This window comes from Gordonia sp. (in: high G+C Gram-positive bacteria), from assembly GCF_049299075.1.
Classification (GTDB): Bacteria; Actinomycetota; Actinomycetes; order Mycobacteriales; family Mycobacteriaceae; genus Gordonia.
Genome location: NZ_JBAQWU010000440.1, coordinates 1 through 4,133, shown reverse-complemented (window position 1 = coordinate 4,133; position 4,133 = coordinate 1). Strand labels below are relative to the sequence as shown.

Sequence of the window (4,133 nt, the reverse complement as noted above, 5' to 3'; positions counted from 1 at the left end):
GGTGTCAAGGATCGCAAGCAGGCTCGCAGCCGCTACGGCGCCAAGAAGGGGAACTGATCTCTCATGCCACGTAAAGGCCCCGCACCCAAGCGCCCGCTGATCAACGATCCGGTTTACGGTTCGACCGTCGTCACCCAGCTGGTCAACAAGATCCTGCTGGACGGCAAGAAGTCGACCGCCGAGCGCATCGTCTACCAAGCCCTCGAGGCCACCCGCGAGAAGACCGGCACCGATCCGGTGATCACCCTCAAGCGTGCGCTGGACAACGTCAAGCCCACCCTTGAGGTCAAGAGCCGCCGCGTCGGCGGTGCCACCTACCAGGTGCCGATCGAGGTCAAGCCGGGCCGCGCCAACACGCTCGCCCTCCGCTGGCTGGTCACCTTCAGCCGGCAGCGTCGCGAGAAGACCATGGTCGAGCGCCTCGCCAATGAGCTGATGGACGCGTCCAACGGTCTCGGCGCCGCAGTGAAGCGTCGCGAGGACACCCACAAGATGGCCGAAGCGAACCGCGCCTTCGCCCACTACCGCTGGTGACTCACCCTGCGCAAGGCTGCTCTCCGGATTAGCCTTGCGCAGTGGCCCCGGCCGCGACGACGGTGAACCCGGCGCGCGACCCCTAGTCTTCACAATCCGCGACTTCCCGAAGGGAACCCCATGGCACAGGAAGTGCTGAACGACCTCACCAAGGTCCGCAACATCGGCATCATGGCCCACATCGATGCTGGTAAGACCACCACCACCGAGCGCATCCTCTACTACACGGGTGTCAACTACAAGATCGGTGAAACCCACGACGGTGCGTCCACCACTGACTGGATGGAGCAGGAGAAGGAGCGTGGTATCACCATCACCTCCGCCGCCGTGACCTGCTTCTGGGGTGACAACCAGATCAACGTCATCGACACTCCGGGCCACGTCGACTTCACCGTCGAGGTCGAGCGCGCGCTGCGTGTGCTCGACGGCGCCGTCGCCGTCTTCGACGGCAAAGAAGGCGTCGAGCCGCAGTCCGAGCAGGTCTGGCGCCAGGCCACCAAGTACGACGTTCCCCGCATCTGTTTCGTCAACAAGATGGACAAGATGGGCGCGGACTTCTACTTCACCGTGCAGACGATCATCGATCGCCTGGGCGCGCGCCCGCTCGTCATGCAGCTCCCCATCGGTGCCGAGGATGCCTTCGACGGCGTCGTCGACCTGCTCGAGATGAAGGCCATCGTCTGGCCTGGCACCGTCGAGATCGGCGCCGATCCGGAGATCCGCGAGATCCCCGCCGACCTTCAGGAGAAGGCCGCCGAGTATCGCGAGAAGCTGCTCGAAACCGTCGCCGAGTCCGACGAAGCCCTCATGGAGAAGTACTTCGCCGGTGAAGAGCTGTCGATCGCGGAGATCAAGGGCGCCATCCGCAAGATGACGATCAACTCCGAGATCTACCCGATCCTGTGCGGCTCGGCGTTCAAGAACAAGGGCGTGCAGCCCATGCTCGACGCTGTCATCGACTACCTGCCGAACCCGCTGGACATCGGTGAGATCGAGGGACACCTTCCGGGTAACGAGGAAGAGGTGATCACCCGCAAGCCGGATATCGCCGAGCCGTTCTCCGCGCTGGCCTTCAAGATCGCCTCGCACCCATTCTTCGGCAAGCTGACCTTCGTCCGCGTGTACTCGGGCAAGGTCGATCCGGGCACTCAGGTCCTTAATGCCACCAAGGGCAAAAAGGAGCGCATCGGCAAGCTCTTCCAGATGCATGCCAACAAGGAGATGCCCGTCGACGACGCGGTGGCCGGCCACATCTACGCGATGATCGGCCTCAAGGACACCACCACCGGCGACACCCTGTGCGATCCGGCGAACCCGATCGTCCTGGAGTCGATGACGTTCCCGGACCCGGTCATCAACGTCTCAATCGAGCCGAAGACCAAGTCTGACCAGGAAAAGCTGGGCACCGCGATTCAGAAGCTTGCCGAAGAGGATCCGACCTTCTCGGTGAAGCTTGACGAGGAAACCGGCCAGACCGTCATCGGCGGTATGGGCGAGCTGCACCTCGACATCCTGGTGGACCGCATGAAGCGCGAGTTCAAGGTCGAGGCCAACGTCGGCAAGCCGCAGGTGGCCTACCGCGAGACGATCCGCAAGACCGTCGAGAAGCACGACTACACCCACAAGAAGCAGACGGGTGGCTCGGGCCAGTTCGCGAAGGTCCAGATCAAGCTCGAGCCGTTGGTGGACGCTGAAGACGGCGCCACCTACGAGTTCAACAACGCCGTCACCGGCGGTCGTATCCCGCGTGAGTACATCCCTTCGGTGGATGCCGGTGCGCAGGACGCGATGCAGTACGGTGTGCTGGCCGGCTACCCGCTGGTCAACCTGAAGGTCTCCCTGCTCGACGGTCAATACCACGACGTCGACTCCTCGGAGATGGCCTTCAAGATCGCCGGTTCGCAGGCTCTTAAAGAGGCTGCGCGGATGGCACAGCCCGTTATTCTGGAGCCGATCATGGCCGTCGAGGTCACGACTCCGGAGGACTACATGGGTGACGTCATCGGCGACCTGAACTCCCGCCGTGGCCAGATCCAGGCCATGGAGGAGCGCAGCGGTGCCCGCGTCGTGAAGGCTGCGGTGCCGCTGTCGGAGATGTTCGGCTACATCGGAGACCTTCGGTCGAAGACCCAGGGCCGAGCGAACTACTCCATGGTTTTCGATTCGTACGCTGAAGTTCCGGCGAACGTCGCCAAGGAGATCATCGCGAAGGCAACGGGCGAGTAATTCGTTACTCCCCCGCTTCCGCGGCCCGCGCATACGCGCAATAAACTGAATCTGTAAGTACATCTCTGCCCGGGAGACACCCGGCAGACTAAGTCCAGGAGGACACAAGTGGCGAAGGCGAAGTTCGAGCGGACCAAGCCGCACGTGAACATCGGCACCATCGGTCACGTCGACCACGGCAAGACCACGACGACGGCTGCCATCACCAAGGTATTGGCTGACAAGTACCCCAATCTGAACGAGAGCTTTGCTTTCGACCAGATCGATAAGGCGCCGGAAGAGAAGGCTCGTGGTATCACGATCAACATCTCCCACGTCGAGTACCAGACGGAGAAGCGTCACTACGCTCACGTCGATGCTCCGGGTCACGCTGACTACATCAAGAACATGATCACCGGTGCGGCCCAGATGGACGGTGCGATTTTGGTCGTGGCCGCCACTGACGGCCCGATGCCGCAGACCCGCGAGCATGTGCTGCTGGCTCGCCAGGTCGGCGTTCCTTACATCCTGGTTGCCCTCAACAAGGCCGATATGGTCGACGATGAGGAGATCATGGAGCTCGTTGAGATGGAGGTCCGCGAACTGCTGGCCGCTCAGGAGTTCGACGAGGACGCACCGGTCGTGCCGATCTCGGCGCTGAAGGCGCTCGAGGGCGACGAGAAGTGGGTCAAGTCGATCGAGGACCTCATGCAGGCCGTTGACGACTCGGTGCCGGACCCGGTCCGCGAGACCGCCAAGCCGTTCCTGATGCCCGTCGAGGACGTCTTCACCATCACCGGCCGCGGCACTGTCGTCACCGGTCGTGTGGAGCGCGGCGAGGTCAACGTGAACGAGGAAGTCGAGATCGTCGGCATCCGCGAGGGCTCGACCAAGACCATCGTCACCGGTATCGAGATGTTCCACAAGCTGCTGGACTCGGCTCAGGCTGGCGACAACGCCGGTCTGCTGCTTCGTGGTCTGAAGCGTGAGGACGTCGAGCGTGGCCAGGTCATCGTGAAGCCGGGCACCACGACCCCGCACACCGAGTTCGAGGGCCAGGCCTACATCCTGTCCAAGGACGAGGGCGGCCGTCACACCCCGTTCTTCAACAACTACCGTCCGCAGTTCTACTTCCGCACCACGGACGTGACCGGCGTCGTGACCCTCCCCGAGGGCACCGAAATGGTCATGCCGGGCGACAACACCGAGATGCTGGTCACTCTGATCCAGCCGGTCGCCATGGATGAGGGCCTGCGCTTCGCTATCCGCGAAGGTGGCCGCACCGTCGGTGCCGGCCGCGTCACCAAGATCATCAAGTGATGACCACCCGACGGGTGCTTGATTAGAAGAGATTCTGAGGCATCCGTCGGGACATCACGGATCATCAAGTGATC

General features: G+C 62.7%; 3 protein-coding genes. All 3 read left to right on the top strand.

The genetic code is table 11. The annotated features are described in order from the left end of the window. Window positions 1-63 precede the first annotated feature (63 nt). Window positions 64-534 (top strand): 30S ribosomal protein S7, encoded by a 471-nt coding sequence (gene rpsG / locus WAW85_RS14070; protein WP_422560222.1) that lies wholly within the window; start codon window positions 64-66, stop codon window positions 532-534. A 120-nt stretch (window positions 535-654) separates the two neighbouring features. After that, on the top strand, window positions 655-2,760 hold the full coding sequence (fusA, locus tag WAW85_RS14065) for an elongation factor G (protein WP_422560221.1): 2,106 nt from the start codon (window positions 655-657) through the stop codon (window positions 2,758-2,760). A gap of 108 nt (window positions 2,761-2,868) precedes the next feature. After that, window positions 2,869-4,059, top strand: a complete 1,191-nt coding sequence (tuf, locus tag WAW85_RS14060) for an elongation factor Tu (protein ID WP_422560220.1) — start codon at window positions 2,869-2,871, stop codon at window positions 4,057-4,059. The last annotated feature ends 74 nt before the right edge of the window (window positions 4,060-4,133 follow it).